We start from the raw sequence: 25628 nt of genomic DNA on the forward strand, positions 1-25628 counted from the left end.
CGAACCGATCCGCTATCAGGTACGAACGCTCCTCGTGGCCGACTTCCCGCACCCCCCGACGGTCGACGTCGTCCTGCCCTGCCTGGACGAGGCCGGCTCGCTGCCGTGGGTGCTCTCGCGGCTGCCAGCGGGCTACCGGGCGATCGTCGCGGACAACGGCTCGACCGACGGCTCGGCGGAGATCGCGGCGGAGCACGGTGCCACCGTGGTCGACGTGCCGCAGCGCGGATTCGGTGCCGCCGCGCACGCCGGCCTGCTCGCCGCCACCGCCGACGTCGTGTGCTTCTGCGACGCCGACGGCTCCATGGACCCCCTCCAGCTGCCGCGCGTCGCCGACCCGGTGCTGGTCGGGGACGCCGACCTCGTGCTCGGCCGACGGCGTCCCGCCCGCGGTGCGTGGCCGGTGCACGCCCGCGTCGCGAACATCGCGCTGGCGCGCATGCTGCGCCGGCGCACCGGGCTGCGGCTGCACGACCTCGGCCCGATGCGCGCCGCCCGCCGCGAGGCGCTGGTCGGGCTCGGGCTCACCGACCGGCGGTTCGGCTACCCGCTGGAGATGGTGACCGCCGCGGCCGACGCCGGCTGGCGCGTCCGCGAGGTCGACGTCGACTACTCCCTCCGCACGGAGGGCTCGAAGTCCAAGGTGACCGGCACCGTCCTGGGCACCGCCCGCACGATCCGCGACATGCGCGGGGTGCTGGCCCGGTGACCGGTTCCCTCCGCACGCAGGTCCTGGTCATCACGAAGGCGCCGGTGCCCGGCCGGAGCAAGACCCGGCTCAGCCCGCCGTGCAGCCCCGAGCAGGCAGCCGGCATCGCCGCCGCCGCGGTGGGCGACACCCTCGACGCGGTGCGCGCGGCCCCGGTCTCCCGGCGGGTCGTGGCGCTCGACGGCGCTCCGGGCGGCCTGGACCTCGACGGCTTCACCGTGGTGCCCCAGGTCGAGGGCGACCTGGGCACCCGGCTGGCCGCCGCGTTCGCCGACGCCACGGCCCGCACCGCCCCGCCGACCCTGCTCATCGGCATGGACACCCCCCAGGTGACCGCCGAGCTGCTGGCCCGGTGCGCGGAGCGGCTCGAGTTCGGGGGGCCCGGCACGGCCGTCCTCGGCACCGCCCCGGACGGCGGCTGGTGGGCCCTCGGCCTGCACGCCGCCGACGACGCCGCGGTGCTGGCCGACGTCCCCATGTCGCGCGACGACACCGCCGTCCGCACCCGGGAGGCGCTGGAGGCGCTCGGGCTGCTGGTGCTCGACCTGCCCGAGCTGACCGACATCGACCACTTCCCCGACGCCCTGGCCGTCGCCGCGCAGTGCCCGCCGGACAGCCGCACCGCCCGCGTCGTCGCCTCCGTCGCCGCGGCCATGGAGGCCCCGGCGTGAGCAGCGCGCTGGACCGGCTGCTCGGTGCCCGCGTGCCCGGGCCGCCCGAGGCGCTGCGCCGGGGGCCGTTCCGCGCCGGGGCGTTTCGCAGCCCGCTGCACTCCGAGCGCCGGTCGGCCCGCGTCGGCCTGTGGCTCGGCATCGCCTTCACCGTCTGCTTCGCCACCGGGCTGATCAGCCACCTGATCCAGAACCCGCCCGGCTGGTTCGTCTGGCCGGCGTCCCCGGCCTGGCTCTACCGGTTCACCCAGGGGCTGCACGTGGCGACCGGCCTCGCGGCGATCCCGCTGCTGCTGGTCAAGCTCTGGGCGGTCTACCCGAAGCTCTTCGAGTGGCCGCCCGCCGGCTCGGTCTCGCGGGTGGTCAGCCGGCTGTCGATCCTCGTGCTGGTCGGGGCGGCATCGATGCAGCTGGTCACCGGCGTCATCAACACCGCGCAGTGGTACCCCTTCGGCTTCTTCTTCACGACGGCGCACTACTGGACCGGCTGGATCGCGATCGGTGCCGTCGCGGTGCACGTCGGCGCGAAGGCCCCCGAGATCCGCCGCGGGCTGGCCCGCCGGGGCACCCCGGGCGCCGTCGCCGGCCTGACCGCCGCGCAGGCCGCCGAGCGGGCGGCCGTCGACGAGGCGGCAGAGACGAACGCGGTGCCGCGGCGGGCCTTCGTGCTGGCCACCGGCCTGGGCGTCGGCGCGGTCACCCTCACCACCGTGGGCCAGACCTTCTCCCCGCTCGGCCAGGTGTCGGTGCTCGCCCCCCGGCAGCCCGGCGTCGGCCCGCAGGCGCTGCCGGTCCGGCAGGCCGCCCGCGCCGCCGGGGTCACCGACGTCGGCGCGGGGTACCGGCTGGTCGTCGAGGGCCCGAACCGGCTGGAGCTCACGCTGGACGAGCTGGCCCGGTTCCCCCAGCGCACCGAGCGACTGCCGATCGCCTGCGTCGAGGGCTGGAGCGCCGAGGGGACCTGGACCGGCGTCCGGCTCGGCGACCTGCTCGAGGAGGCGGGGCTGGCCCGGGACACCGAGGTCGTCGTCGAGTCGCTGCAGGAGGGCGGGCTGTACCGGCGCTCGACCGTGGCGCCGCCGCACGCCCGCAGCCGGCGCACCCTGCTGGCCACCGGGCTGAACGGCTCGCCGCTGGACCCCGACCACGGCTACCCGGTCCGGCTGATCGCGCCGAACCGCCCGGGTGTGATGCAGACGAAGTGGGTCACCCGGGTGACGCCGGCATGAGCCCCTCCGACCCCTACGCCTCCGACCCGGCCCGACCGGCGACGTCGGCGCGCGGCCCGTGGTGGCGCTGGCTCTTCCTGCTGCCCGGCCTGGTGGCGGTCGGCTACGGCGGCTACGGCTTGTTGACCGCCGGCGAGCGGGTGCCGCTGCCCGCCTGGGCGACCTGGTTCGTGGGCAGCGCGCTGCTCCACGACCTGGTGATCGCACCGCTGTGGATCGCGCTGGGCTGGCTGGCGGCGAAGGTGCTCCCACGGCCGGCCCGCCCGGCCGCCGTCGTCGGTGTCGCGGTGGCCGGGGTGCTCAGCCTGATCGCGCTGCCCTACGTCCTGGGCCCGGGTGCCCGGCCGGGCAACGACTCGTTCCTGCCGCACGACATCGGCCGCAACGTGCTGCTCATCGACCTGGCGGTGCTGCTCGCCGCCGCGGTGTGGGGCACCGTGGCGACCGTCCGCGCCCGCCGGGCCGGCTGACTCAGGCGCCGCTGCCGACCGGTGCGGCGGCGCGCTCCGGGCTCATCCGCCGGGTCCGCGCGATGATCCGGCGGCAGCGCAGCTCCAGGACGACGACGGCGACGCCGAACAGCCGGAACTGCCGGTTCGTCGTCTGCTTCGCCAGGTAGCGGGCGTAGACCTGCTGGGCGATGACGGCCACCCGGAACAGCCCGAACACCTCGTACCAGGCCCACTCTCGAGCGGTCACCGACGTGCCGGTCCGCGCGCAGTAGTAGGCGACCACCTGCTCGCGGGTGAGCATCCCGGGCAGGTGCGTCGGCTGCCTGCGGAACGCCTGCATGAGCCGGCCGTCGTCGGCCTGCACCCAGTAACCGAGCGCGCCGGCGAGGTCCATCAGCGGATCACCGACGGTGGCCAGCTCCCAGTCCAGCAGACCGACCGGGCGGGTGGGGTCGGCCGGGTCGAGGACGACGTTGTCGAAGCGGAAGTCGTTGTGCACCAGGGTGTGCGGCCGGTCGGCGGGCTGGTTCTCCTCCAGCCACGCCATCACCGACCCGAACGTGCCGACGTTCCAGGTGCGGGCGCGCCGGTAGCGCTGCGACCAGCCCTCGACCTGGCGGCGGACGTAGCCCGGCCCCTTGCCGAGGTCGGCCAGGCCGGTGCCCGCGAGGTCCACCTGGTGCAGCCCGACGAGCAGGTCCAGCACGTTGCGGCACAGCGCGGCGACCTGGTCGCGGTCCAGCTCCACCCCGGGCGGCAGCTCCGTGCGCGGGATGGGGCCGACCAGCCGCTGCATCACGTAGAACGGCGTGCCGATGACGCCGGCGTCCGTGCACAGCGCGACGGTGCGGGGCACGTAGGGGAGGACCCGGCCGAGCTCGGTCTGGATGCGGTGCTCGCGCGCCATGTCGTGCGCGCTCCCGGCGTGGGTGCCCTTCGGCGGCCGCCGCAGGATCAGGTCGCCGTCGGGGTAGCGCAGCAGGTAGGTCAGGTTGGAGACGCCGCCGGAGAACTGCCGCACCTCGGGCACGGCGGTCAGGTCCACTCCGGCGTCCCGCGCGTGCGCGGCCAGCCAGCCGGCCATCGCCGCGACGTCGAAGGCGTCCTCGGACCGGACGTCCCGGGCGCCCCCGGAGTCCGGCGCCGTCACGTCAGCTTCCGGACGACCGACAGCGGCAGCACGCGCATGAGGGCGCCGATCGGCACCCACGGCCAGGCCGGGACGTAGGCCTTGGGACGGCGCTTCTCGATGGCCGCGACCATGCTGCGCACGCCGGTCGGGGTGTCGACCATGAAGCGCACCTTCTGCTCGACGTGCGCGTTCATCTCCGACCGGATGTAGCCGGGGTAGACCACCGACACGTCCAGGCCGGGGATGCGCTCGGAGCGCAGCCCCTCGGCGAGCGCCGCGACGCCGGCCTTGGTCGCGGCGTAGGTGGTCATCGCCTTGCGCATGCCGCGCAGGGCCGACATCGAGGAGATCAGCACCAGGTGGCCGCGCTGCTGGCGCCGGAAGATCTCCAGCGCCGCCTCGGTCTGGGCCAGGGCGCCGACGAAGTTGGTCATGGCCGTGGCCCGGTTCGCGTCCGCGCGCCCGGTGCCCAGGGCGGCACCCTTGCCGATGCCGGCGTTGACGACGACCCGGTCGATGGTGCCGAAGGAGTCGGCGAACCGGCCGAACACCGCAGGGACGGCGTCGGGGTCGGTGACGTCGAGCGCCGCGGTCTCGACCCGGCGGCCGGTGCGCGCGGTGATCTCGGCGGCCAGGGCGTCCAGCCGGTCGGTGCGCCGGGCGCACAGGGCGAGGTCGTACCCCAGGTCGGCGAACTGGCGGGCCATCTCCTCGCCGAGGCCGGCGCTGGCGCCGGTGATCAGGACGACGCCGCGGCTCACGCGGACACCCCGTCCTGCTGCTCGGCGCCGTGGATGCGGGCGCCCATGCGCAGCATCTGCCGGTCGTAGAGCGGCCGGGCGAGCCGCTTGGTCCAGTAGGCGATCCGCGCGTTGCGGTCGGGGAGGACGAGGAAGCGCCCGGCGTCGACGGCGCGCACCACCCGCTCGGCGATCTGCTCCGCGCCGAGCTTCGAGCCCTCGATGAGCCGGGTGGCGACCGTCTCCATCATCGGGTCGTCGCCGCCGAGGGAGGCGGCGAGGTTGGTGCGGAAGAACGACGGGCAGACGACCGAGACGCCGATGCCCCACGGGGCCAGTTCCCAGCGCAGGCTCTCGGACAGCGCGACGACGGCGGCCTTGCCGGCGTCGTAGGAGGTCATCGCCGGCGGGTGCACCAGCCCGGCCGCCGACGCGACGTTGACGATCCGGCCCGCGCCCTGCTCCTTGAACAGCGGGACGAAGGTCCGGCAGCCGGTCACCGCGCCGAGGACGTTGACGTCCAGCACCCGGCGCCAGTGGTCGGCGCCCAGCCTGTCGATCCGCCCGCCGGCGGCGATGCCGGCGTTGTTCACCAGCACGTCCAGCCCGCCGAGGTCCGTGCGCACCCGGTCGAGGGCGGCGGCCCAGTCCTCCGGGGAGGTGATGTCGAGGCGCTGGTACACCGCGCCGGCGGGCACCGTGGCGTCGGGCGCCAGGTCGGTCACCAGTACGCGGTCCCCGCGGGCGGCGAACCGCTCCGCGAGCGCGGCCCCCAGCCCGGAGGCGCCACCGGTCACCAGCACCCGGCGCGGGCCGGGTCGTGCGTCGTCGTCCATGGCGGACACGCTAGGGAGCGTTCCCGCTGGTCCCCGCACCGGGGAGGTCGGCCTCCGGTCCGCGGGCCGTGGCTCCGCGCCGGCGCAGGAAGTCGGCCATCGGCCGCAGCGTCACCCCGGCCAGCCGGACGGAGGCCACGGCGCCGTCGGCGTCCCGCTCCAGGTGCACGTCCTCGCCGGCGGCACCGAAGCCGGGCTGGGCGGCGACGCGCAGCGTGCGGTCGTCGACGACCTGCAGCTCCTCGATGCCCAGCAGCGGGTCCGGCGCCGTGGGGCGGACCAGCACCAGCCGCCCGCCGAGCTCGACGACGTCGACCATGCCCCACAGGCCGGCGAACCGGCCGGTGAACGTGTGCAGCGGCGGGGCGTCCGCCGGCGGGGGCGGCACGACGGCGCGGGGCGAGAGCGCGACGTCGACCAGCTTCACGAGGCCGTGCGCGAGCTCCTGGGCGGGGCCGTCGATCGCGTTGGTCAGCACGCTGACGACCAGTCCGGCCGCCGGGTCGGCGACGGTCAGGGTGAGGTGGCCGGGCCAGCCGCCGCTGTGCCCGACCAGCTGGCGCTCGCCCACGGTGCTGAGCTCCACGCCCAGCCCGTAGCGCCCGATCTCGGTGCCGTAGGCGGTGACCACCGACTCGAGCCGCTGCATCAGCCGCCGGGCGTCGTCGGAGAGCAGCCGTCCGTCGCCCAGGACCAGCGCCGCCTCGGCGAACGCGCTGAGCTCCTCGGCCGTGGACCAGAACCCGGTGGCCGGTGCGTACGCGCCCGTGCCGCGGTGCCCGAGGACCAGGCGGGTCTGCTCGCCGGGCAGCAGCCCGGTGTGGCCGGCGGCGTACTCGTCCGCTCGCGCAGGGTCGTGGTCGGCGCCGGTGCGGGTCAGGCCGAGCGGATCGAGGACGGCGGTGCGGACGTGCTCGGCGAACGGGGTGCCGGTGACCGACTCGACGGCCAGCCCGAGCAGCGCGAAGCCGACGTTCGAGTACTTGAAGTGCTCGTTGCGGGCGTGCACGACCCCGCCGTCGCGCACCTCGGCGAGCAGCGCCGCGCGGTCGGGGAACGCGGTCTCCAGCTGCCAGAAGTCGGCGTGCGCGCCGTCGCGGGTGACGCCGGACTGGTGGCCCAGCAGCTCGCGCACCGGCACCCGCGCGACCGGCGAGCCGGCGTCCGCGAGCTCCGGCACGTAGCTGCCGATCGGGTCGTCGAGCCGCATCCGGCCGGCGTCCACCAGCTGCAGGACGGCGGTGGCGGTGAACGTCTTGGAGTGCGACGCGACGTGGAAGAGGTGCGCGGGGGTGAGCGGGGCACCGGTGCCGGCGTCGGCGACCCCGACCGCGGCGGAGAGCACCAGCTCGCCGGCCGAGCGGACGGCCACCTGCACGCCGGGCACCCGCCGGTGCGCCGCCTGCGTCTCCAGCCACGTGCGCAGGTAGGGAGTGGCGTTCCGGATGGTCGCGGTGGGGTCGGTCGTCACGGAGCGAGCGTGGCACGCGGGCCGGATGCCACCGACGCGCCGGGGGCGGGCCGATGTCACCTGAACGTCACGCGGATGGACAGCCGGGGCAACAGAGGATGCGTCTACTGCCGCAGGACAGCGACCACTCTCAGTAGACGAAGGGCTCCCGTGGACGTCGGCAGCACTGCATTCATCCTCGCCGCGACGATGGCCGTCGCGCTCATGATCCCCGGCCTCGCGCTGTTCTACGGCGGCATGGTCTCCTCCCGCGGCATCCTCAACATGATCATGATGGTGTTCGGCGCCGTCGCGGTCGTGGGCGTGCTGTGGACCCTGTTCGGCTTCTCCGCCGTCTTCGGCGACTCCTACGGCGGCGTCGGGCTGCTCGGGGACGTCACCGAGTACGCCGGCCTCGGCTCGCTGGTCGCCGGCGACGAGGAGGCGGCGCTGCCACCGGCGCTGGTCGCGGTGTTCCAGGCGCTGTTCGCGGTGATCACCACCGCGCTCATCGCCGGGGCCGTCTCCGACCGGGTGCGCTTCGGCCCGTGGCTGCTGTTCGCCGGGCTCTGGGCGGCGCTGGTCTACTTCCCGATCGCGCACTGGGTGTTCGCGTTCGACTCCGCCGACGGCAGCGTCACCGGGGGCTGGATCGCCAACCGGCTCGCGGCGGTCGACTTCGCCGGTGGCACCGCGGTGCACATCAACGCGGGCATCGGCGCGCTCGCCCTGGTCCTCGTCGTCGGCAAGCGGACCGGCTGGCCGCGCCAGGCCCGGCCCACCAACCTGCCGCTGGTGGCGCTGGGCGCGGGCATCCTGTGGTTCGGCTGGTTCGGCTTCAACGGCGGCTCCGCGCTGGCCGCGGGCAACAGCGCCTCGGTGGTCATGCTCAACACCTTCAACGCCACCTGCGCGGCGATCCTCGCCTGGCTGGTCGTCGAGAAGCTGCGCGACGGACACGCCACGACGCTGGGCGGGATGTCCGGCGCCATCGCGGGCCTGGTCGCCATCACCCCCGCCTGTGGCGCGGTGAGCCCGCTCGGCGCCCTCGCCGTGGGGCCATCGCCGGCGCGATCTGCCCGCTGGCGATCTCGCTGAAGTACCGCTTCGGCTACGACGACTCCCTCGACGTCGTCGGCGTCCACCTGGTCGGCGGCATCGTCGGCACCCTGCTCGTCGGGCTCTTCGGAACCGCTGCGGCGCCCAGCGGCCGTGACGGCCTGTTCTACGGCGGCGGTCTCGAGCTGCTCGGCGTGCAGGCGGTGGCTGCCGCCGCGGTGATCGGCTACGGCTTCGTCGTCACGCTGGTCATCGCGCTGGCGGTGCACAAGACGCTGGGGCTGCGCCTGTCGCCGGAGGCGGAGGCGAAGGGCATCGACCTGGACCAGCACGCGGAGGCCGCCTACGACCTCGAGGGGACGGTGCACACGCCGGGCACCGCCCCGACGCCGCAGGCGGTCATCGCCTCGGCCGAGCGGCTGGTGGCCTCGTCGGCCGGGGAGAACCGACCGACTCCCTGAGCGACGTGGGACGACGAGGGGCCGGCACCGCAGGGTGCCGGCCCCTCCTGTCGTGCGCGGCCTGCGTCAGGCCAGGTGGGCGTAGGCGGTGACGGCGAGGAAGCGGATCGGCAGCTCGACCAGCTCGGCCGGGCCGTGCGAACCCTCCCCGTCGAAGACCAGCGAGTCGCCCGGGCGCATCTCGTAGCGCGCCTGCCCGTGCCCGTAGACCATCACGCCGTCGAGCATGTACAGGAACTCGGTGCCCGGGTGCTGGAACAGCGGGAAGACCTCGCTGGCCTCGGTGAGGGTGACCAGCAGCGGCTCGAGCCGCTTGTGCTCGCCGCGCAGCGCCCCGAGCAGCTGGTAGAGGTGGCCGACGTTGCTGCCCCGCCGCGCGATCTGCGCGCCGTGGCCGGCGGGGGTGTGCACGGCCTCGCGCTCGGCGTCCAGGCCGCGGAAGAGCGCGGTGACGGGGACGGCGAGCGCCTCGGCCAGGCGGGCGAGGCTGGACAGGCTGCACGAGGTCTGCGCGTTCTCGATCTTCGACAGCATCGCCTTGCTCATGCCGGTCAGCCGCGCCAGCTCGGCCAGCGAGATGCCTTTGGCAAGCCGCAGCTCGCGGACGCGCATCGCGATGACGTCCTCGAGATGACCGCTCGGGGTCTCCTCCCGGGGGGTGCTGTCGGGCTCCGGCATGGCCTCCACGGGGCGAGCATAGGTGCGGTGAGGCGCTGCGAACGGCGATGCCGCGAGAACGTAACGGCCGGGTAACCCGTCCGGGGGTCCACCGTCCTTACCGTCTGTCCACCACCAGTGGACGACCTGGAGAGCGGACATGACCACCAGCGCGACCCGTATCGGACACGTCAGCGGAGCCTTCCGCGACCTCCCGCGGATGGAGGACCCGGGCACCCGCGCCTTCATCGGCGACGCCCTCGCCAACCCCGGCGGGGCCGGGATCTGCGGCGGCTTCTTCGAGCTGTTCGCCGGCGCGCCGCTGGACTACGAGTACACCTACGACGAGATGAAGGTCGTCGTCGAGGGCGAGTTCCACCTGACCGACCTCGACAGCGGCCAGCAGGTCGTGGCCGGGCCGAAAGACGTGCTGTTCTTCCCGAAGGGCTCGCGGATCCGCTTCGAGACACCGGACCGGGCGCTGGGTTTCTACACCGGCCACCGCTCGTTCGCCCCCTGACCGCGGTGGGCGCAGAGCACACCAGCGTGCCGCGCTGGGGCAGCGAGTGGCCGGCACCCGACCCGTCGGCCCGCACCGTGCTGCTGGTCGGCTTCGGTGCCCGGGGGTGCGCGATCACCGCCGCGTGGGCCGCCGACGTCCCGGCCGGCCGTCCGGTCGAGGTGCTGGCTGCCGACGACGCGGACGAGTCGGTGCTCGCCGTCCTCACCGCCCGGATCGCCGGGGCGCGGGTGGGGTGGCGGCTGATGCTGGCCGGACCGGAGGACGACGTGCTGGCCGCCCGCGCCGTGGCGCTGCGGGCCGGGGTGCTGGACGCGGAGATCCGCTGCGCGGTGACGAGCACCGACCGCAAGCGGGTGTACTGCCCGCACTGCCGCGCCACGACGACCACGACGGCGCCCGTGGCGGGGGAGACCCCGTGCGAGGGCTGCGCTCGCCGGCTGCACGTCTACGCGCACGTCTCGCGCCGCGCCGGTGCGTACCTGGGTTTCATGGCCGACGCCGAGGAGGTGGCGTGACCGCGACGCTGACGGCGCCGGGCGCGCTGCGCGCCGACGACGGCCGGCTCGTGCTCGAGGTCGCGGGGGTCGTCGACGAGGTGCCGGGCACTCGCACCCTCGTGCTGCGCCGTCCCGGGGGTGGGCTGCTGCCTGCCCACCCGCCCGGGAGCCACGTCGTCCTCGACTGCGGCGACCGGCGCAACGCCTACTCGCTGACCGGTGACGGCTCGCCGTGCGAGGAGTACCGGGTGTCGGTGCTGCTCTGCCCGGACGGGGAGGGCGGCTCGGCGTTCGTGCACCGCCTCGCGGTGGGCGACATCGTCAGCGCCTCGCGGCCGCGGAGCGCGTTCGCGCCGGTGTCGACGGCGCGGCACCACCTGCTCGTCGCCGGCGGCATCGGGATCACGCCGATGCTGTCGCACGCCCGCGCTGCGGTGCGGTGGCGGCGCTCGTTCGAGCTGCTCTACAGGCACCGGCCGGGTGCGGGCGCGCACCTGGACGAGCTGCGCGGGCTGTGCGGCGACCGGCTGACCGCGTACACGTCGACGCCGGAGATGCTGGCGGCGGTGCGGGCGGCGCTGGCCGACCGGCCGCTGGGCACCCACGTGTACGTGTGCGGGCCGACGCCGCTGATCGGCTTCGTCGAGGAGACCGCCGCGGAGCTCGGCTGGCCGGGGGAGCGGGTGCACGCCGAGCGGTTCTCCGCCGACCTGGATGCGGGGGAGCCGTTCACCGCTGTGCTGGCCCGGTCGGGCAGTCGGGTGCCGGTGCCGTCGGGCACCAGCCTGCTGACGGCGCTCGAGCAGGCTGGCGTCGCGGTGCCCAACCTGTGCCGGCAGGGCGTCTGCGGCGAGTGCCGCGTGCCGGTGCGCAGCGGCCGGCCGCTGCACCGCGACCTGTACCTGTCCGAGACCGAGCGCGCCGCCGGCGACGCGGTCATGTGCTGCGTCTCCCGCAGCGTCGACGACGAGCTGGAGCTGGACCTGTGACCACTGCACTCTCCGCCCGGGTGGCCCGCTTCCCGTTCCCCTTCGCCACCGACAGCTACCGGTACTTGACCAACGTCGAGCCCGCGCGGACGCCGGTGACGACGGCGGCCGGCGGTTGGGGCGCCGGGGTGCTGGACGTGGACGACGACTACGCCGTGGAACTGGCGGAGCGTGCCGCGGTGCTGGCCGCCGACCCGACCCGCTGCCAGGAGCTGCCGCACATGCGGGTGGCGTCGTGGGACGCGCTGACCACGCTGCTGCCCGAGCTGGCCGCTGCGTGCCCCGGCGAGACGTCTCTGGAGCGGGACGGCGACCGGTGGACGTGGCGCAACGACCTGCTGGGCACCGCGCGGACCTTCACGGTGGGCGACGACGACTCGCTGCCGGAGGGCCCGCTGGCGTTCCTCGGCAGCCAGATCCAGGACGACGTGGTGCTGCTCGACCAGCGCGAGGGCGCGCTGTGGGCCGACGCCGGGCTGGTGACGTTCGCGGCCGACTGGTCGATGGGCTTCGACGTCGGCATGCGGTTCCTGGAGGTGCACGGGCCGGTGCCGCGGGTGCACGAGGCCGGGGTGGTGCAGCGGGCGGAGCGGTTCCTCATGCGGCTGCAGCCGGGGGAGGAGTACCGGCGGACCAACTGGACGATGACGGTCGACCGGCGGCTGGACACCTCGACGGAGACCTACGCGGAGTGGGGCCGCGACCGGCGGCTGGTGGTAGGCGACCCGGCGCTGCCCGACCGGCTGCACCTGCGGGTGGAGGTGCAGCACCTGATCCGGCTCGGCGTCTCGAACGCCATCTGCTTCCTGGTGCGGACCCATCTGCTGTCGCTGCGCGAGCTGGCGACCGTGCCGGAGTGGCGGCAGCGATTCGGTGCCGTCCTCGCCGAGCTGCCCGACGACATGGCCGACTACAAGGGCCTGACCCGCTTCCGCGCCGCCGCGGTCGACTGGCTCACCGCGGGCTGATCGGGCGCACGAGGCTGATGGATCGGGGCTGCTCTACTGCGCGTCTCGCCCTGACGGGGGCTTCAGGGAATCGCCCCGGGCTGGGCGCGAGACGGTCCCGCTCGCAGCTGCCGAGACATCCGTCTGATCCGGTAGCCGACCACGGCGGTATTGACGACGAGCATCGTCAGCCAGAGGAGCCGCCAGTAGCTCGAGTCCTTCAGTGCCGCGATGAGCAGCGCAGTTGTCGAGACGAGCAACCACGCGATCTCCCCTGCCAGCGACAGTTGATCTCTCCGTCGGGTCATGCACAGAAGATGGCGGAGCCTGGGCGGCGTTGCACGGAGGTGTCACTCGGCGGGGCTCCCGCGCCGCGGAGTAGCTGTCGCTGAGTGGGCCGCTCAGGGGGCAGCTGGGCCGGCCCGCCCCGAAGGAGGCTTTCAATGACGCCCGCTGGCGGCATCCCCGGAAGGCAGGAGCTCCTCAATGGCCCAGTCGATCTGCGCGGCCGGCACTCCCCACTCCAGTGTGGCCGTGGGGGTGATGAGCCGGACGACCTGGATGCCTGGCATGACAGACCAAGCCTCACGCAGTCCCGTCGTCCGGGGTGCGTCGCGGTTGATGGTCAGGACGTCGATGGTGATGGGTGCACGTCGGAGGAAGCGCACCCCGCCGATCGTCCCTCGGAACTCCAACCGTCCCGGTGCGAGCGTTCCGACGCCGTGACGCCAGCGCGGCCCCAGCCCCGCTTGGTGGCCGTCCACTACCCGAAGCCCAACCTCTGCTCGATGTGTCGCAGCGAGCTTGCGAGAACGGCCCATAAGGGTGAAACCCTTCGTGATCATGACGCCGGTTCGGCCGGGAGGCCCTGCATGCGGCTGACCTTCGCACGCGGGCTCCTTGGCTCTGAGTTGCCTCGCGGAGACCACAGTTCCGCCCTCAGTGAGCCGCTCAGAGACAGGCGTTGGCTCGCCCCAAGGGCGCCACCTGCGCCTGGTACTTCGGCTCGATACGGGAGTGTTTCCGGCTCGGGGGGGCGCTAGCCTGCCGCCGTGTACCGAGCGGTCCTGCTGGACGTCTACGGGACCCTGGTACACGAAGACAATGCGGTGCTCGGGCCCATCTGCGAGCGAATCGGCAAATGGGCTCGGGTCTCGACGCCCGTGGTGGCTGAGCTGTGGTGGCGACTCTTCAGGCAGGCCACGGAGGAGTCACACGGTGAGGCTTTCCGTCTGCAAGCCGACTTGAGCAGAGACACACTCGCCGCGACCTTGCGGCACTTCGAGGTGGCCGCTGACGCTGATCGGCTGTGTGCAGCCCAGTTCGAGTTCTGGCGGCGACCTCCGATCTTCTCGGACGGCCTCGCTTTCCTGCACCGGGTCGGCGTACCTATCTGCCTGGTGTCCAACATCGATCGCGACGACCTCCACGCTGCCATGGGACACCTCGATGTCGAGGTCGCCGCCGTCGTCACGAGCGAGGACGCACGGGCCTACAAGCCCCGGCCGGAGCCCTTCGAACTCGCCTTGAAGGCACTCGGCGTGACGACAAGTGATGTGCTCCATGTGGGCGACTCGCTCACAGCCGACGTAGCCGGCGCCGAGGCGCTGGGCATCAGATCAGCGTGGATCAACCGGTCCGGACGCCCGCTCCCTGCGGGACCTGCGCCAACCCACACCGCCCACGACCTCACCGAACTCCTGTCGATCCTGCAGGGCTGATGCCCAGACCGGGAGTGCTCCGTTCGAAAGCGGACCGCTCTGGGACATCCGCTAGCGGCGACCAGGCCCGCGCCACCAGCCCCAGACCATGACAGAAACGCCGACGAGCGCGAGACATCCGAAGAACAAGGAGACCGCCCGATCGCGTCCTTCGGAAGCGAGGCCCTGGTACAGGATGAACAAGCCGGCGGTCACGCCGATGACCACAAGCGCAGCGAGGCGAGCAGGCATCGGCTTCATGATCGCCAACGTACGGGTGGACTCGGAGCCGCACCGTGGCATGTCGCATGTTCACGCGCTCCGGTGTTCCGACACGGGCCGTGAGCGACCCGGGTGCCACGGACGCCCTGCTTCTTCCTCCCGCCCTGGTGTGGACGCTGCTAGCCATGACCCCCAATGCACCCGCACCGGAAGGGCAGGGCTCGTGAGCAACAACCTCGTCCGGTCAGCCGGAGTGACCGTACAGAACCTGACACCGCACGGCCCTAGCGGCGCCCGCCGTGGAAGCAGGTCTACGGCACGGGCAGCGACTGCGGCGGATCGTCGTACTCGCCGAGCGCGTACCGCATGCGTTGGTTCAGGTCGGCGAGTGCCTGCCGAAACTCCCGTTCCGTCCCGCCCTCGGCCATCAGCCCCAGCGAGGCGAAACGTCGGGACAGTCGATCCACGAGATCGGCGTCCAATTGGGACACCATCGCCAGAGCTTCCAGGGTCGCGAGCACGCCGATGAGAGCCTGCGCGTCGCGGCGAAGAACCGGTCGGGCGCAGACCGAAACAGGGTCCATGCGCACGAGCATGCGGATCGGTCGACAACCTGACCAGTGACGCTTCCACCACCGCTCACGACGCTCCGACCCGGTGACACGACCCGCTCCGTCAAAACGGGGGCGGGTCCTCGAGCGTTGCGCGATGGGGTGGTTCGTCCGCGTGCACCCGCCAGCCGGGTGGGCGGGTGGTGCGGGTGACGCCGCCGGGGGTGGTCACCGTGAGCACGCCGTCGGTGGTCATCGAGTAGCGCCAGCCGCGGGCGTGGGTCTTGAGCCGGTGGTGTCGGCGGCACAGGCAGCAGAGGTTCCCGCAGTCGGTCGGGCCGCCATCGTCGTGCGCGGTGACGTGGTCGAGGTCGGCCCAGGCAGCCCGGCCGCTGCAGCCGGGATGCCGGCACGTGCGGTCGCGGGTCCGGACGAAGCGTTCCTGCGCCGGGCTGTGGCGGTAGCGGTCGACCCGCGCCGGTCGACCGAGCACCGGGCACCCGCAGTCGCCGTCGGGATGTGCCCGGCACCCGCGGCGGACCAGCCGCTCCAGCTCGGGTCGGGTGACCGTGGCGCGCAGGGCCCCGGTCGCCGGGTCCACGAGCGCGATGCCGAGGGTTCCACCGGTCGGCGCCTGCAGCCCACCGGGGCAGAGGGAGTCGAGCTGGGTGAGCAGGTCACGGAGCTGGCCGGCGGTGATCGGGTGGCCGTCCACCTCGCCGGGCTCGACGGGAGTGGGCAGCGCGCCCGCCGGCAGCACCTCCGCCGCGTGGTCGCAGCCGGGCCCGGCCAGCGTCGGCAGCGGCGCGATGACCGTGACGTGCGCACTGACCGTGGACTCCCCACGACCCCCGGGCCGCAGCACGGCGTCGGCCACGAAGGCGGCGCGCAGCATGCCGAGCGGGCGCAGGTCACCAGCGAGCTTGGCAGCACGCGCTCGCGCGTCGGCGGCAGCCTTGATGGCCGCCGCCTCGGGCGCCGGCAGGAAGATGCGCACCTCGGCCATGCCATCCTCGCACCCGTGCACCGTGACGTCCGCGGAGCGCGCGGCCCCCTTGCGGCGGCGCTCGCTGGCGGACGGGTCGCGGCGGATCAGTTCGCGGCGGAGGAACTTCCGCAACCGCCTCACCGACATCTCGGCGGCCACGAGCAAGCCTGCGGCTTCCACCTCGGCGACCAGGCGGGGGTCGGTGTTCCGCGCCGGCCAGCCGAGCTCCGCGGCGAAGGCACGCGCGCGCGGCCGGTCGATCAGCCCGTCCGCCAGTGCGGCCCAGGCGGCCGGCAGCTTCTCGACGAGCGTGTGGGAGTGCTCGGCCAGCACCGTCGCGCCGGTGCGCGCGCAGTTGAGCACCAGCGCCAGCTCGTCGGGGAAGAACTCGCTCACCCCGGGCAGCGGGTCGTCCGCCCCGTCGCGCGCCCACTCCGGTGCGGCGGCCCCCGGCAGACCGTGGCGCCGGTCGGCAGCGTCGGAGCGGTCGTCGGCCAGGGCGACCACCAGCTGCGCCTTGTAGGCGGCCAGCGCGCTCTCGGCCCGGACGACGCGCTGCAGCTCCCGCGTCTTCTCCGCCGCGGTCAGCCGGCCGACGTCCACCAGGTCACCGAGCCGGACCGGCCGGAAGCGGAACCCGTCGTCGACCTCCTCGGCGATCGCGCGGGTCAGGCGGGTGGGCACCACCGTGACCGCGACCCCGACGCCACCGCTTCCCGACACACCACGAAGCTAGCGCCGGGGTACGACAGTTTTGGCTGGTCAACGGCTCGTGGAGCCAGGAACAAGGGGCAGTGCCGGACGTCGGAGCCAACCCGGCGAACGCCGCGCGGGACGAGAGGCAACACGAACTCCGCGCCGCGGTAACGCCGGCGAAACGGGAGCCGCGTCTACTCGCAGGCGACAGAGGTTCACGTCAGTGAACAGCTACTCCGGAGGTCCCCGTGTCGCTCACCGCCGCCCGTCCCGACGCCCCGCCGGTCCCCGAGCAGCTGCCCCGCGTGCCGCTCGACGCCGCGGACCGGCCCACGCCCGACCTGGCGACCAGAGCCCGCGCCGACGGCATCGAGTTCGTCCTCGCCCTCTTCGTCGACCTCACCGGCAAGCCGTGCGCCAAGCTCGTCCCGATCGAGGCGGTCGAGGAGCTGCAGACCGACGGCGTCGGCTTCGCGGGCTACGCAGTCGGCGCGATGGGCCAGGAGCCGCGCGACCCCGACCTCATGGCCATCCCCGACCCGTCGTCCTACATGCCGGTGCCGTTCCTGCGACCAGGCCTCGCGATCGTGCACTGCGATCCGCACGTCCAGGGCGCGCCGTGGCCCTACGCCCCGCGGGTCATCCTCCGCGAGCAGCTCGCCCGGGCCGCCGAGCTGGGCCTGGAGCTCAAGGTCGGCGCCGAGGTCGAGTACTTCCTCGTCGAGCGCGGCCCCGACGGCGCCCTCCGCCCGGCGGACGCGAAGGACACCGCCGAGCGCCCCTGCTACGACGCCCGCGGCCTCACCCGCATGTACGAGCACCTCACCGCCGTCTCCAAGGCGATCAACTCCCTCGGTTGGGGCAACTACGCCAACGACCACGAGGACGGCAACGGGCAGTTCGAGCAGAACTTCGCCTACGCCGACGCCCTGACCACCGCCGACCGCGTCGTCACCCTCCGGTACCTGCTCTCGGTCATGGCCGAGGAGCGCGGCATGACCGCGACCTTCATGCCCAAGCCGTTCACCGACCGCACCGGCAGCGGCCTGCACATGCACCTGTCCCTGTGGCGCGACGGCGCCCCGGCCTTCCCGGACGCCGACGACGCCCGCGGTCTGGGCCTGAGCCCCCTGGCCTACTCCTTCGTCGCCGGCCTGCTCGACCACGCCTGCGGGCTTCAGGCGGTGCTCGCGCCGACGGTCAACTCGTACAAGCGCACCGGCGCCACCTCCACCCGCTCGGGCGCCACCTGGTCCCCGCGCCAGGCGACCTACGGCGGCAACGACCGCACCCACCTGCTGCGCATCCCCGACGGCAACCGGGTCGAGCTGCGCGGCGGTGACGGCTCGGCCAACCCCTACCTCGCCGCGGCCGCCGCGCTCGCCGCGGGCCTCGACGGCATCCGCCGCAACCTCGACCCCGGCGACCCGGGCGCGACCCGCAGCGAGCCGCTGCCGCCGACCCTCCTGCACGCCGTCGAGCAGCTCGAGGCCGACCCGGTCGTCACCGGTGCGCTCGACGCCGCCGGTCCCGGTGTGTGCCAGTACTTCGCCGGCCTCAAGCGCGACGAGTTCTTCGAATGGCACGGCCAGGTCTCCTCCTGGGAGGTCGACCGCTACGTGACCGCGTTCTGACCCCTAGTCGAAAGGAATCCACCCACCCATGTGCGGGATCGTCGGGCTCCACCTTCGGGAGCCCTCCCTGTACCCCCGGCTCGGCGAGCTGCTGACCGGGATGCTGTGCCAGGTCACCGAGCGCGGCCCCGACTCCGCCGGCGTCGCCGTCTACGGCGACCCCCGCTGGTCACCGCCCGGGCACGCCTCGGTCTCCCTCCTCCCCGGGACGGCGACGCCCGACCAGGTGGCGACGGCGCTGCGCGAGCGCGTCCCCGACGTCGCGGTCGTCGACGCCGGCCAGACGCTGGTCGTCCACGCACCGGTCGACGTCGACACGCTCGTGGATGCGGTCCGCACCGCGCTGCCGGAGCTCCTGGTCATCGGCTCGGGCGAGGAGGTCGCCGTCCTCAAGGGCGTCGGCCACCCGCAGCTGCTGGCCGCCGAGTTCGGGCTGGCGCAGGCGCAGGGCTGGCAGGGGGTGGCGCACACCCGGATGGCCACCGAGTCCGCCGTCACCCCGGCGCACTGCCACCCGTTCTCCGTCGGCACCGACCAGTGCCTCGTGCACAACGGCTCGTTCGCCAACCACGCGACGATCCGACGCGAGCTCGCAGCCGGCGGCGCCGTCTTCGACTCCGACAACGACTCCGAGGTCGGCGCCCGCTTCGTCGCCGCCCAGCTCGCCGCCGGCTACGACCTGGAGAAGTCGCTGAAGCTGCTCTGCGAGCGGTTCGACGGCTTCTACACGCTGCTGGTCTCCACCAAGGACAGCTTCGCGATCGTCCGCGACGCCATCGCCTGCAAGCCCGCCGTCGTCGCCGAGACCCCGGAGTGGGTCGCGATGGCGTCCGAGTACCGCGCCCTCGCCGGCCTGCCCGGCGTCGAGCGCGCCCGCATCTTCGAACCCGAGCCGGAGGAGGTCTACGCATGGCAGCGCTGAGCACGCCGTTGGACGTGCAGGAGCCCAGCAGCACGACGGAGGCGGTGGTCGATCTCTCGATCGCCGACGTCCGGCAGCTGAACGGCGCGCTGCACGCGCCCGACGTCGCGGAGAAGGCGCCGTCCTGGCGGGTGACGAACCCGGACGGGCGGCACGGCATCGCCGTCGGCCTCGACGCCGAGGTGACCGTGGAGATCGACGGGCACGTCGGCTACTACTGCGCCGGCATGAACAAGAGCGCCACCGTCACCGTCCACGGCAACGCCGGGGTCGGGGTGGCCGAGAACATGATGAGCGGCACGGTGCGGGTGCGCGGCAACGCCAGCCAGTCCGCCGGTGCCACCGCCCACGGCGGGCTGCTCGTGGTGGAGGGCTCGGCCGCCGCGCGGTGCGGCATCTCCATGAAGGGCGTGGACATCGTCGTCGGCGGCGACGTCGGGCACATGAGCGCGTTCATGGGCCAGGCCGGCCGGCTGGTCGTCTGCGGCGACGCCGGGGACGCGCTCGGCGACTCGCTCTACGAGGCCCGCATCTACGTGCAAGGCTCGGTGAAGTCCCTCGGTGCCGACTGCGTCGAGAAGGAGATGCGCGGCGAGCACCTCGCCGAGCTCGCCGAGCTCCTCGCCGCCGCCGGCATGGCGTGCGACCCGGCCGGCTTCCGCCGCTACGGCTCGGCCCGGCAGCTCTACAACTTCCACGTCGACAACGCCTCGGCGTACTGAGGAGCGACCTCCATGCTGCGCGAATCCGCCACCTTCGACCGCGCCACCATCGCCGACATCCAGCGCGCGGCCGAGACCGGCATCTACGACATCCGCGGCGGCGGGGCCAAGCGCCGCGTCCCGCACTTCGACGACCTGCTGTTCCTCGGCGCGAGCATGTCCCGCTACCCGCTCGAGGGCTACCGCGAGCGGTGCGACACCGACGTCGTCCTCGGCGACCGCAACGCCACCTACCCGCTGCACCTCTCCACCCCGGTCACCATCGCCGGGATGAGCTTCGGCGCGCTCTCCGGCCGGGCCAAGGAGGCGCTCGGCCGCGGCGCCAGCGAGGTGGGCACGAGCACCACCACCGGCGACGGCGGGATGACGCCGGAGGAGCGCGGCCAGTCCAAGCACCTCGTCTACCAGTACCTGCCGTCGCGCTACGGGATGAACCCCGACCACCTGCGCATGGCCGACGCCATCGAGATCGTGCTCGGCCAGGGCGCCAAGCCCGGTGGCGGCGGGATGCTGCTGGGCCAGAAGATCACCGAGCGGGTCGCCGGCATGCGCACCCTGCCGATGGGTGTCGACCAGCGCAGCGCCTGCCGGCACCCCGACTGGACCGGCCCGGACGACCTGGAGATCAAGATCCGGGAGCTGCGGGAGATCACCGACTGGGAGAAGCCGGTCTACGTCAAGATCGGCGCCAGCCGCACCTACTTCGACGTCAAGCTCGCGGCCAAGGCCGGCGCCGACGTCATCGTCCTCGACGGCATGCAGGGCGGCACCGCCGCGACCCAGGACGTGTTCATCGAGCACGTCGGCATCCCGACACTGGCCGCGCTGCCCCAGGCGGTGCAGGCGCTGCAGGAGGAGGGGCTGCACCGGAAGGTCCAGCTGGTCGTCTCCGGCGGCGTCCGCAACGGCGCCGACCTCGCCAAGTGCATGGCCCTGGGTGCCGACGCCGTGGCCATCGGCACCGCGGCGCTGGTCGCGCTCGGCGACAACGCCCCGCACCTGGACGAGGAGTACCGGAAGCTCGGCTCGGCGGCCGGGTTCTACGACGACTGGCAGGCCGGCCGGGACCCCGCGGGCATCACCACCCAGGACCCCGAGCTCGCCGACCGGCTCGACCCGGTCGTCGGCGGCCGGCGGCTGGCCAACTTCATCCGGGTCATGACCATGGAGGCGCAGGTCATCGCCCGCGCCTGCGGCAAGGCCCACCTGCACTCGCTGGAGCCCGAGGACCTCGTCGCCCTCACCATCGAGGCGGCCGCCATGGCGCGGGTGCCGCTGGCCGGCACGTCGTGGATCCCTGGGCAGGCGCTGTGAGCAGCGCCGACGTCGTCGTCGTCGGCGGCGGGCTGGAGGGGGTGGCCACCGCCTGGGCGCTCGCGCAGCGCGGCGTCACCGACGTACTGGTCTGCGAGCGCGACACCGTCGGCTCCGGCGGCACCGGCAAGTCCAGCGGAGTGGTGCGCTGCCACTACGGCGTCTCGTCCCTGGCGGCCATGGCCAACGCCGGGCTCGCGGTCTTCGAGCAGGCCGAGGAGCTGCTGGGGGAGGACGTCGGCTTCGTGCCGACCGGCTACGTCGTCGGCGTCGGCCCGGAGAACGTCGACGCCCTGCGCGCGAGCCTGGCCAACCAGCGCGCGCTGGGCGTGCAGACCGGCGAGATCGACCGGGACGAGGTCGCGCGGCTGTGGCCGGCGGCCGACCTCGACGACTTCGCCGCCTTCGGCTGGGAACCCCGCGGCGGCTACGGCGACGCCTACCGGACCGCCCAGGCCTTCGCCGCCGCCGCCCGCCGTGCCGGGGTGCGCATCCGGCAGGGGACGGCGGTCACCGAGGTGCTGGTCGAGGGCGGCCGGGCGGCGGGGGTCCGGCTGGCCGACGGCTCGACCGTCGCGGCCGGCACCGTCGTCGTGGCGGCCGGCCCCTGGTCGGTGGGACTGCTCGCGCCGCTGGGCATCGACCTGCCGGTCCGGGTGCACCGCGAGGCGATCGTGCTCCTCGACCCGGGCACCGACCTCGGCCCGGTGCCGGTCTTCTCCGACCTCGTCTCGCTGCAGTACATCCGGGCCGAGGGGGGCGGGCAGCTGCTGTTCGGCAACAGCGACCTCTCGGTGCCCGAGCCCGCCGACCCGGACGGCTACCTCAACCGGGCCACCGACGACTTCCTGGAGATGGCCGTCGGCAAGATCTCGCACCGCTTCCCGGGGCTGGAGCACGCCTCGGTCAGCGGCACCTACGCCGGCTGCTACGACGTGACGCCGGACTTCAATCCGGTCATCTCCGAGACGCCGGTCGAGGGGCTGGTGGTCGCGGCCGGGTTCAGCGGGCACGGCTTCAAGATCTCGCCCGCGGTCGGCCGGCTGGTCGCCGATCTCGTGGTCGACGGGAAGAGCTCGGACCCCGACGTCCCGGAGTCGGACTTCCGGCTCGCCCGGTTCGCCGAGGGGCACCTGCTCACCAGCCCGTTCCCCTACGTCGGAGCGGGGGAGATGCGCTGACCGCGCTCACCAGCGGCGGGGCAGTTCCTCCCGGCCGCGCCGGGACCAGCCGAGCGCGAGGGTGGCGCCGGCCAGCAGCAGCGCGAGGACGGTCAGCCAGAACAGCCCCTTGACGACCGCGCCCAGGATGCTGAGCGCGAGCCAGATCACCAGCAGCCAGCCGAGCAGACGCAGCACGGGGTCTCCAGGGGTCGCGGGGAGTTCCAGCCTATGCCCGGGTGGCACCGTGCGGGGGTCGTGTGCGTGCGGGGTGGTTCCCACCGGGGAAGCCGGCTGCCGGACCGACCGGGGGAGCACCCCGGGCACTCACCGCGTGCCCGGGCTGCCTCCGGTCCGGAGGGTCGGCCGCGCCGTGACGACGACCGGCCCGCCGCAGTTCCAGCAGTTCGGTTCGACCCCGTTGCGTTGCATGTCGCGCCCGCCCACTTCGCACGGCGGGCAGTTCCAGCAGACCTCGATCCGGTGGTCCACGGATCGCTCCTCGAGTGCATCTGGTGCTGGGGTCCCGGGTGCTCGGGCCCGCGGCCTCCACTACCCACGGCGCGCCGTCGACTCACCCGCGAACGGGGATGACGACCGGTCACCTCCCACGGACGCCGCGCCCGAGGTGCCGACGGAGCCCTGAGCAGGCACTGTGTCCCACGCCACGTCACCATCCGGGCGCGTGGCCGTTGTCCCGCACGGAACAGCCGTCGTCCTTCAGCAGCGAGGGAACAAGCATGGCCGAGAACCAGCAGAACCTGCTCCAGCGACTCATCAGCTGGCGCGTGAGCGCCGCGATGGAGCCGCACCCGCCCAACGAGACGGTGATGCGGCTCCAGCAGCCGCTCGTCGACCTGCTGGAGAAGTACTACTTCCGGCTCGAGGTCGAGGGGTGGGAGCGGGTGCCCGACCGCACCTGCCTGGTGGTCGGCGTCCACTCCGGTGCCGCGCTGACCATGGACGCCTGGAGCCTGGTCAGCGCCTGGCACAAGCACTTCGAGGGCAAGCGGTTCCTGCACGGGACCGCGCACGACGTCCTCATGGCCGCACCGGGGCTGGGCGACTACTTCCGGTCCGTCGGCGTCATCGCGGCGAACCGGACGAGCGTCTCCGCGGCGCTCGACCAGGGTGAGGACGTCGTCGTCTGGCCCGGGGGCGAGGTCGACTCCATGCGCAGCTGGTTCAAGCGCGACGTCGCGACCCTGGCCGGCCGCCGCGGGTTCGTGAAGCAGGCCATCCGCTCCGGCGTCCCGATCCTGCCGGTGGCCACGGTCGGCGGGCACGACACGGTGTTCGTGCTGTCCGAGGGCAAGTGGCTGGCCAACGGGCTGGACCGGCTCCTCGGCCTGAAGAAGACGCTGCGCGGCGCCAACCTGCCGATCATCGCCGGGTTCCCGTTCCCGATCGCGGTCGAGATCCTGCCGGCGCACGTCCCGCTGCCGGCCAAGATCCGCACCGAGCTGCTCGAGCCGATCGAGGTCGACGACGACCCCGAGCGCGCCGACGACGAGGCCTACGTGCAGAAGATCTACGACCAGGTCGAGGCGGAGATCCAGGCCGGCATGGACCGGCTGGCCGCCCGGCGGAGCCTGCCGGTGCTGGGCTGATCCCTCGACGCGGGACGCCGGCCCGGGCAGTCTGGGCGCTTCTCCGAGGAGGTAGGCCATGGCGGCACGGTTCGAGTACAAGGTCGACGAGATCCGCGAGGGGATGCTCGGCGGGAAGATGAGCGGCGACAAGCTGGAGAAGGTGCTCAACGACCGCGCCGCCGACGGCTGGCAGCTCAAGGCCATCACCGCGGTCGAGGTCAAGGGGCGCATCGGCCCGGGTGGGGTCGAGGGCGTGCTGGTGACCTTCGAGCGTCCGCTGGTGTGAGCCCGGAGTCCCTGGATCCGGGGCGGCTCGCGGGCGGGCTCCCGCGCGGCGAGGCGCTGGCCCTGTTCGACGCCGCCCCGCCGGTGGCGGTCGGGGAGATGCTCGGCCGGTGGCGGGGGAGCGGCCTGCCCAGCGGGTCGCCGCTGGACGGGCTGCTCGAGGCCTACGGCTGGTACGGCAAGGAGTTCCGCGACGCCGAGACGGTGCACCCGCTGCTGTTCGGCACCCGCTCCGGCCCGCGTCCGGTCGACCCGGCCCTGGTGCCGATGGCGCTGCTCCGCGACCGCCCCGGCCTGGCGCACTCCCGGCCGGCCCGGACCGCCTTCCGGCTGCTCCGACCGCTGGTGACGACGTCGAAGCCGCGGGCCCGGCTGCGCGCGATCGAGCACCGGGGCGTGCCGACCGCGGCGATGGTCTACGACGCGCTGCCGATCGTCGACGTGTTCCGCCGGCTGTCCGACGACGTCCGGCTCGGGCTCATGGACCTGCGCGGCCTGCCCGAGCCGTTCTTCTTCCTGCTCACCCGGGAGCGCTGACCCGCTCAGAGGGCGAGGGTGCTCCGGAGCATCTCGAGTGCTGCCGGGACGACCGCGTACCAGACGTTGCGCCCCCGCTTCTCGCTCGTGGCGAGCCCCGCATCGACGAGGACCTTGAGGTGGTGGGAGACGGTCGGTTGGCTCTTGCCGACCGGCTCGACCAGGTCGCACGCGCACACCGACCCGCCCTCGGCCGTGGCGAGGAGGGACACGAGCCGCAGGCGCACCGGATCCGCCAACGCGGCGAACTGCCGGGAGAGCGTGACCGCGTCGGCCTCGCCCAGGACCTCGGCGGCCAGCGGTGCGCAGCACGCCTCGGCCGCGGGCTGCTCCAGCACGGGCAGGGCGCGCATCGTCGTCACCGGACCCTCCGACCTCTCCGACATGACGTATTGACAGCCGTCGATGCTACCTGCAACGTCTGAATATCGACAACCGTCGATACGTTTTGACCAGGAGGAATCCCCGATGTCCCGTGTGCAGCTCGCTCTGCGCGTCGCCGACCTGGAGGCCGCCGTCGGCTTCTACTCGCGCCTCTTCGACACCGCCCCGACCAAGCGCCGGCCCGGGTACGCCAACTTCGCCATCGCCGAGCCGCCGCTGAAGCTGGTGCTGCTCGAGGGCGAGGCCGGGGAGCCCACCCGCATGGACCACCTCGGCGTCGAGGTGGCGTCCACCGACCTGGTCGCCGCGGCCGCGGACCGGCTCGCCGAGGCGGGGCTGGCCACGCGCGTGGAGGACGGGACCACCTGCTGCTACGCCGTCCAGGACAAGGTGTGGGTGACCGGCCCGGGCGGCGAGCCGTGGGAGGTCTACACCGTGACCGCCGACGCCCACCCCGACCTCGAGGGAATGACGACGGTCGAGCGGGCCCCCGCCTGCTGCTGACGCCGGCGAGTGCTACGAACTCGTGGTGATCACGCGCTGATCGCCACGGGTTCGTCGCAGTCGGG

30 protein-coding genes and 1 pseudogene are annotated in these 25628 nt (G+C 73.6%); 19 read left to right on the forward strand and 12 right to left on the reverse strand.

Annotated elements, in window-relative coordinates:
• Nucleotides 1–34 precede the first annotated feature (34 nt).
• From DQ239_RS14415 to DQ239_RS14430, 4 genes are read left to right on the forward strand one after another with little or no spacing between them, the layout of a single operon-like run.
• Nucleotides 35–709 (forward strand): glycosyltransferase family 2 protein, encoded by a 675-nt coding sequence (locus tag DQ239_RS14415; RefSeq protein ID WP_113835122.1) that lies wholly within the window; start codon nt 35–37, stop codon nt 707–709.
• Nucleotides 706–1380: a DUF2064 domain-containing protein gene (locus DQ239_RS14420; RefSeq protein WP_113835123.1), complete on the forward strand. Its 675-nt coding sequence runs from the start codon at nt 706–708 to the stop codon at nt 1378–1380. Before DQ239_RS14415 ends, DQ239_RS14420 begins: the two co-directional genes overlap by 4 nt.
• A complete protein-coding gene (locus DQ239_RS14425; RefSeq protein ID WP_113835124.1) occupies nt 1377–2609 on the forward strand; it encodes a molybdopterin-dependent oxidoreductase in 1233 nt (410 codons plus the stop codon). The genes DQ239_RS14420 and DQ239_RS14425 overlap by 4 nt, the downstream gene beginning before the upstream one ends.
• On the forward strand, nt 2606–3079 hold the full coding sequence (locus DQ239_RS14430) for a hypothetical protein (RefSeq protein ID WP_147252130.1): 474 nt from the start codon (nt 2606–2608) through the stop codon (nt 3077–3079). The genes DQ239_RS14425 and DQ239_RS14430 overlap by 4 nt, the downstream gene beginning before the upstream one ends.
• 1 nt (nt 3080) lies before the next feature.
• On the opposite strand, the gene DQ239_RS14435 is transcribed toward DQ239_RS14430, so the two are convergent.
• From DQ239_RS14435 to DQ239_RS14450, 4 genes are read right to left on the reverse strand one after another with little or no spacing between them, the layout of a single operon-like run.
• Complete coding sequence (locus tag DQ239_RS14435; RefSeq protein WP_233489241.1) at nt 3081–4211, reverse strand: phosphotransferase family protein; 1131 nt, start codon at nt 4209–4211, stop codon at nt 3081–3083.
• Entirely contained in the window at nt 4208–4954 is a 747-nt protein-coding gene (locus DQ239_RS14440) for an SDR family oxidoreductase (protein WP_113835126.1), read from the reverse strand. Before DQ239_RS14440 ends, DQ239_RS14435 begins: the two co-directional genes overlap by 4 nt.
• Nucleotides 4951–5769, reverse strand: coding sequence for an SDR family NAD(P)-dependent oxidoreductase (locus tag DQ239_RS14445; protein WP_113835217.1), 819 nt, complete (start codon nt 5767–5769; stop codon nt 4951–4953). The genes DQ239_RS14440 and DQ239_RS14445 overlap by 4 nt, the downstream gene beginning before the upstream one ends.
• 10 nt (nt 5770–5779) lie before the next feature.
• Entirely contained in the window at nt 5780–7240 is a 1461-nt protein-coding gene (locus DQ239_RS14450) for a serine hydrolase domain-containing protein (protein ID WP_113835127.1), read from the reverse strand.
• Nucleotides 7241–7444: 204 nt separating this feature from the next.
• Here DQ239_RS14450 and DQ239_RS14455 point away from each other — a divergent pair.
• A pseudogene (locus DQ239_RS14455) lies at nt 7445–8739 on the forward strand (ammonium transporter).
• A 66-nt stretch (nt 8740–8805) separates the two neighbouring features.
• Here the strand turns inward: DQ239_RS14455 and DQ239_RS14460 are convergent.
• A complete protein-coding gene (locus tag DQ239_RS14460) occupies nt 8806–9417 on the reverse strand; it encodes an XRE family transcriptional regulator (protein WP_113835128.1) in 612 nt (203 codons plus the stop codon).
• A gap of 139 nt (nt 9418–9556) precedes the next feature.
• On the opposite strand from DQ239_RS14460, the gene DQ239_RS14465 reads away from it, so the two are divergent.
• The 4 genes from DQ239_RS14465 to DQ239_RS14480 are packed head-to-tail and all read left to right on the forward strand — an operon-like array spanning nt 9557 to nt 12373.
• Nucleotides 9557–9916, forward strand: coding sequence for a DUF861 domain-containing protein (locus DQ239_RS14465; RefSeq protein WP_113835129.1), 360 nt, complete (start codon nt 9557–9559; stop codon nt 9914–9916).
• Nucleotides 9917–9921: 5 nt separating this feature from the next.
• Nucleotides 9922–10434, forward strand: coding sequence for a dimethylamine monooxygenase subunit DmmA family protein (locus tag DQ239_RS14470; protein WP_113835130.1), 513 nt, complete (start codon nt 9922–9924; stop codon nt 10432–10434).
• Entirely contained in the window at nt 10431–11405 is a 975-nt protein-coding gene (locus DQ239_RS14475) for a PDR/VanB family oxidoreductase (RefSeq protein WP_233489243.1), read from the forward strand. The genes DQ239_RS14470 and DQ239_RS14475 overlap by 4 nt, the downstream gene beginning before the upstream one ends.
• Nucleotides 11402–12373 carry a DUF3445 domain-containing protein gene (locus DQ239_RS14480; RefSeq protein WP_113835131.1) on the forward strand — a complete coding sequence of 324 codons (972 nt, stop codon included), beginning with the start codon at nt 11402–11404 and terminating at the stop codon, nt 12371–12373. Before DQ239_RS14475 ends, DQ239_RS14480 begins: the two co-directional genes overlap by 4 nt.
• Nucleotides 12374–12792: 419 nt before the next feature.
• Here the strand turns inward: DQ239_RS14480 and DQ239_RS14485 are convergent, their stop codons facing one another.
• Nucleotides 12793–13020 (reverse strand): hypothetical protein, encoded by a 228-nt coding sequence (locus DQ239_RS14485; protein WP_113835132.1) that lies wholly within the window; start codon nt 13018–13020, stop codon nt 12793–12795.
• 384 nt (nt 13021–13404) lie between these two features.
• On the opposite strand from DQ239_RS14485, the gene DQ239_RS14490 reads away from it, so the two are divergent.
• Complete coding sequence (locus tag DQ239_RS14490; protein ID WP_113835133.1) at nt 13405–14073, forward strand: HAD-IA family hydrolase; 669 nt, start codon at nt 13405–13407, stop codon at nt 14071–14073.
• 51 nt (nt 14074–14124) lie between these two features.
• Here DQ239_RS14490 and DQ239_RS14495 read toward each other — a convergent pair whose 3' ends face one another.
• From DQ239_RS14495 to DQ239_RS14505, 3 genes are all read right to left on the reverse strand, one after another.
• Nucleotides 14125–14313, reverse strand: coding sequence for a hypothetical protein (locus DQ239_RS14495; protein WP_147252131.1), 189 nt, complete (start codon nt 14311–14313; stop codon nt 14125–14127).
• A gap of 272 nt (nt 14314–14585) precedes the next feature.
• Nucleotides 14586–14858: a hypothetical protein gene (locus tag DQ239_RS14500; protein WP_147252132.1), complete on the reverse strand. Its 273-nt coding sequence runs from the start codon at nt 14856–14858 to the stop codon at nt 14586–14588.
• Nucleotides 14859–14949: 91 nt separating this feature from the next.
• Nucleotides 14950–16536 carry an HNH endonuclease signature motif containing protein gene (locus DQ239_RS14505; RefSeq protein WP_113835136.1) on the reverse strand — a complete coding sequence of 529 codons (1587 nt, stop codon included), beginning with the start codon at nt 16534–16536 and terminating at the stop codon, nt 14950–14952.
• 221 nt (nt 16537–16757) lie between these two features.
• Between DQ239_RS14505 and glnT the strand changes: the two genes are divergently transcribed.
• From glnT to DQ239_RS14530, 5 genes are read left to right on the forward strand one after another with little or no spacing between them, the layout of a single operon-like run.
• Nucleotides 16758–18143, forward strand: coding sequence for a type III glutamate--ammonia ligase (gene glnT / locus DQ239_RS14510; RefSeq protein ID WP_233489246.1), 1386 nt, complete (start codon nt 16758–16760; stop codon nt 18141–18143).
• Nucleotides 18144–18171: 28 nt separating this feature from the next.
• Entirely contained in the window at nt 18172–19065 is an 894-nt protein-coding gene (locus tag DQ239_RS14515; protein ID WP_113835137.1) for a glutamine amidotransferase, read from the forward strand.
• Nucleotides 19053–19787 (forward strand): glutamate synthase, encoded by a 735-nt coding sequence (locus DQ239_RS14520; RefSeq protein ID WP_113835138.1) that lies wholly within the window; start codon nt 19053–19055, stop codon nt 19785–19787. Before DQ239_RS14515 ends, DQ239_RS14520 begins: the two co-directional genes overlap by 13 nt.
• Before the next feature lie 12 nt (nt 19788–19799).
• Nucleotides 19800–21101: an FMN-binding glutamate synthase family protein gene (locus tag DQ239_RS14525; protein ID WP_113835139.1), complete on the forward strand. Its 1302-nt coding sequence runs from the start codon at nt 19800–19802 to the stop codon at nt 21099–21101.
• A complete protein-coding gene (locus DQ239_RS14530) occupies nt 21098–22282 on the forward strand; it encodes an FAD-binding oxidoreductase (protein ID WP_113835140.1) in 1185 nt (394 codons plus the stop codon). Before DQ239_RS14525 ends, DQ239_RS14530 begins: the two co-directional genes overlap by 4 nt.
• Before the next feature lie 6 nt (nt 22283–22288).
• Here DQ239_RS14530 and DQ239_RS20665 read toward each other — a convergent pair whose 3' ends face one another.
• Complete coding sequence (locus tag DQ239_RS20665) at nt 22289–22459, reverse strand: hypothetical protein (RefSeq protein WP_199583030.1); 171 nt, start codon at nt 22457–22459, stop codon at nt 22289–22291.
• 129 nt (nt 22460–22588) lie between these two features.
• Nucleotides 22589–22753: a hypothetical protein gene (locus DQ239_RS20390; protein WP_158544843.1), complete on the reverse strand. Its 165-nt coding sequence runs from the start codon at nt 22751–22753 to the stop codon at nt 22589–22591.
• 248 nt (nt 22754–23001) lie between these two features.
• Here DQ239_RS20390 and DQ239_RS14535 point away from each other — a divergent pair, with 248 nt between their 5' ends.
• From DQ239_RS14535 to DQ239_RS14545, 3 genes are read left to right on the forward strand one after another with little or no spacing between them, the layout of a single operon-like run.
• Entirely contained in the window at nt 23002–23871 is an 870-nt protein-coding gene (locus DQ239_RS14535; protein ID WP_113835141.1) for a lysophospholipid acyltransferase family protein, read from the forward strand.
• A 58-nt stretch (nt 23872–23929) separates the two neighbouring features.
• Complete coding sequence (locus tag DQ239_RS14540; protein WP_113835142.1) at nt 23930–24139, forward strand: DUF4177 domain-containing protein; 210 nt, start codon at nt 23930–23932, stop codon at nt 24137–24139.
• Nucleotides 24136–24675 (forward strand): DUF4334 domain-containing protein, encoded by a 540-nt coding sequence (locus DQ239_RS14545; protein WP_113835143.1) that lies wholly within the window; start codon nt 24136–24138, stop codon nt 24673–24675. Before DQ239_RS14540 ends, DQ239_RS14545 begins: the two co-directional genes overlap by 4 nt.
• Nucleotides 24676–24680: 5 nt before the next feature.
• Here DQ239_RS14545 and DQ239_RS14550 read toward each other — a convergent pair whose 3' ends face one another.
• The gene (locus tag DQ239_RS14550; protein WP_113835220.1) at nt 24681–25028 is read right to left on the reverse strand and encodes a metalloregulator ArsR/SmtB family transcription factor; all 348 of its coding nucleotides are present in this window, start codon (nt 25026–25028) and stop codon (nt 24681–24683) included.
• A gap of 115 nt (nt 25029–25143) precedes the next feature.
• Between DQ239_RS14550 and DQ239_RS14555 the strand changes: the two genes are divergently transcribed.
• Nucleotides 25144–25563, forward strand: coding sequence for an ArsI/CadI family heavy metal resistance metalloenzyme (locus DQ239_RS14555; RefSeq protein ID WP_113835144.1), 420 nt, complete (start codon nt 25144–25146; stop codon nt 25561–25563).
• The last annotated feature ends 65 nt before the right edge of the window (nt 25564–25628 follow it).

Source organism: Blastococcus sp. TF02-09 (assembly GCF_003319105.1).
Lineage (GTDB): Bacteria > Actinomycetota > Actinomycetes > Mycobacteriales > Geodermatophilaceae > Blastococcus.